General features: G+C 66.7%; 1 protein-coding gene. It reads left to right on the forward strand.

Annotated features, from left to right (window positions below; all coding sequences use genetic code 11):
• The coding region (locus FS665_RS23045; RefSeq protein WP_256675139.1) for a condensation domain-containing protein at positions 1-3,353 on the forward strand (3,353 nt) is incomplete at both ends.

Genomic DNA, 3,353 nt, shown 5'->3' on the forward strand with positions numbered 1-3,353 from the left:
ATCGAAGCGCGCCTGCAAGAGCAGGACAGCGTGCGTGAGGCGGTGGTGGTGGCGGCCGACGGCGCCAGTGGCAAGCAGCTGGTGGCCTATCTGGTACCGGAGCCGACCTCGCTGGCGCGTGCCGAAAGCGAGATACAAGGCGGCTACCTGCAAGGGGTCAAGGCGCAATTGCTGGAGGTGCTGCCCGATTACATGGTGCCTGCGCAATGGGTCCTGCTCGAGCAGATGCCGCTGTCGCCCAACGGCAAGCTCGACCGCAAGGCCCTGCCCAAGCCCGATCCGGCACAAGCGCGCAGCGACTATGCCGCGCCGGGCAATGCGCTGGAACAGCGCCTGGCGCTGATCTGGCAGGAGGTGCTGCGTCTGCAGCAGATCGGCGTGGACGACAACTTCTTCGAGCTGGGCGGAGATTCGATCATCTCCATCCAGATCGTCAGCAGGGCACGCCAGGCCGGGATCCGCTTCGCCCCGCGTGACTTGTTCCAGCACCAGAGCATTCGGCGCCTGGCCACGGTGGCGCAACTGAGCGAGACCCTGCTGATCGACCAAGGGCCGGTGAGCGGTGAAGCGCCGCTGCTGCCCATCCAGCAAACCTTCTTTGCCAGCCAGATCCCCAACCGCCAGCACTGGAACCAGTCGCTGCTGCTGGCGCCGGTCGAGCCGCTGAACGCGCAATTGCTGAGCCAGGCACTGGACGTGCTGCTGCAGCACCATGACGCCCTGCGCCTGAACTATGCGCAGGTCGACGGTACCTGGGTACAGAGCTACCAACACGCCCCTCGTGCCGATGGACTGATCTGGCAACAGCGGTTGCTCAGCCTCGATGACCTGCCTGCGTACTGCACCGAGGTTCAGCGCAGCCTCGACCTGGCGGCCGGCCCGCTGCTGCGCCTGGCCTTGATGACCCTGCCCGATGGCGCCCAGCGCCTGCTGTTGGCAGTTCATCACCTGGTCATCGACGGTGTTTCCTGGCGCATCCTGTTGCAAGACCTGCAGGCGGTATACCGGCAGTTGCAGGCGCAGCAAACGCCGCAGCTACCGGCCAAGACCACCTCGTACAAGGCCTGGGGCGAGCGCCTGGGCGAACATGCCCGTTCTGCGCCCATGGCGGCACAGCTTGGCTATTGGCAACGGTTGCTCGCTGGCGCGCCGCAGGGTTTACCGCGCGACAATCCGCACGGTGCGCTGGATAACCAGCACGCGCGCAGCGTGACCACCCGGCTTGACGCCACCCGTACCCGGCAACTGCTGCAGGACGCGCCGGCAGCCTATCGCACCCAGGTCAACGACCTGCTGCTGACCGCACTGGCCCAGGTCGTGTGTGCCTGGAGCGGCGAATCGTCTGCCTTGGTGCAGCTGGAGGGGCATGGTCGCGAGGACCTGTTCAGCGACATCGACCTGTCGCGCACAGTAGGCTGGTTCACCAGCATGTTCCCCGTGCGCCTGACCCCGGCAGACGACCTGGCCAGCGCCATCAAAGGTATCAAGGAGCAATTGCGCGCCACGCCGGACAAGGGCCTGGGCCATGGGCTGCTGCGGCACCTGGGCAGTGCCGAGGCCCGTGCGGCGTTGAGCGCCTTGCCGCAGCCGCGCATCACCTTCAACTACCTGGGGCAATTCGATGGCGACTTCGCCGAGGACGCACTGTGGGTGCCGGCCAGTGAAGGGCGCGGCGCCGGGCAGGATCCGCAGGCGCCGCTGGGCAACTGGCTAAGTGTCGATGGCCAGGTGTTCGGCGGCGAACTGAGCCTGAACTGGACCTTTAGCGGCGAGGTCTACGCCGAGGCGACCATCACCCGTCTGGCCGAGGCCTACCAGCATGCCCTGGAGGCGCTGATAAGACACTGCCTGGTGCACGACAACGCCGGGCTGACCCCAAGCGATGTGCCGCTGGCCGGGCTGGACCAGGCCCAGCTCGATGCCCTGGCGTTGCCCACCCGGACCATCGCCCAGATCTACCCGCTTTCGCCCATGCAGCAAGGCATGCTGTTCCACAGCCTTTACGAAGCCAACCGCCGCACCTACGTCAACCAGATGCGCGTGGATATTCGGGGCCTTGACGTCGAGCGCTTCGCCAGTGCCTGGCAGCAGGCGGTCGATCGCCACGAACTGCTGCGCGCGGGTTTCCTCTGGGAGGCCGGGCTTGGCGCGCCGCGCCAGGTGATCCACCGGCACGCCAGTGTGCAGATCGTGGTCGAGGCGGGCGCCCAGTGGGCGGCCGATCAGCTTGACCAGCGCGCCCTCGAGGAGCTGGACCGCGGTTTCGACCTGGCCTGCCCACCCCTGTTGCGTCTGTGCCTGCTGCGCAATGGCGCCGACAGCTATCACCTGATCTACACCAGTCACCACATTCTCATGGACGGCTGGAGCAACTCGCGCCTGCTCGGTGAGGTCCTGCAAAGCTACGCGGGCCATGCCGTCGCGGCGCCGCAAGGGCGCTACCAGGATTATCTGGCCTGGCTGCAAGACCAGGACCAAGCGGCCAGCGAGCGCTTCTGGCAGGCGCAGCTGGCGCCGCTGGAGGAGCCGACCCGACTGGCCCTGGCATGCGTGCGTAGCGCTGCGGCCGAGCCTGGGCAAGGGCTGCACAGTGCGCGGCTGAACGTCGAACAGACCCGCCGCCTGCAGGCCTTCGCCCGGCAACAGCAGGTCACCCTCAACACCCTGGTGCAGTCGGCCTGGCTGCTGCTGCTGCACCGTTACACCGGCCAGCGCAGCGTGGCTTTCGGCGCCACTGTGTCCGGGCGCCCGGTGGAACTGCCGGGTATCGAGGAGCAACTGGGCCTGTTCATCAACAGCTTGCCGGTGATCGCCACGCCTGAGGGCGCGCTCAGCGTCGCCCAGTGGGCTCAGTCGGTACAGGCGCAGAACCTGGCCTTGCGCGACCACGAACACACGCCGTTGGCTGAAGTGCAGCGCCTGGCCGGGCGCAATGGCGAGGCGCTGTTCGACACGCTGCTGGTGTTCGAGAACTATCCGGTGTCCGAGGCGCTGCAAGCCGCTCCAGGCGGGCTCGGCTTCAGCAATCTGGCCTACAGCGAACAAAGCGGCTACGCGCTGACGTTGATCGCCCAGGTTGGCGAGGAGCTGGAGCTGGCCTTCCACTACCTGAGCCAGCACTTCGCCGAGTCGACCATTGGCCGTATCGCGGGGCAACTGACCCAGTTGCTGCTGCAATTCATGGCGCAGCCGCATCGTCCACTGGGCGAGTTGTCGTTGCTGGAGGCGGATGATCGCCAGCAAGTGGTCGAGCAGTGGAATGCCACCCAGCGCGAATACCCCGGCACGCCGTACGTGCACCAGGTGTTCGAACAGCAAGCCACTCGCCAGCCGCAGGCACCGGCACTGACCTT

Source organism: Pseudomonas sp. URMO17WK12:I11 (genome assembly GCF_007677725.1).
Classification (GTDB): Bacteria; Pseudomonadota; Gammaproteobacteria; order Pseudomonadales; family Pseudomonadaceae; genus Aquipseudomonas.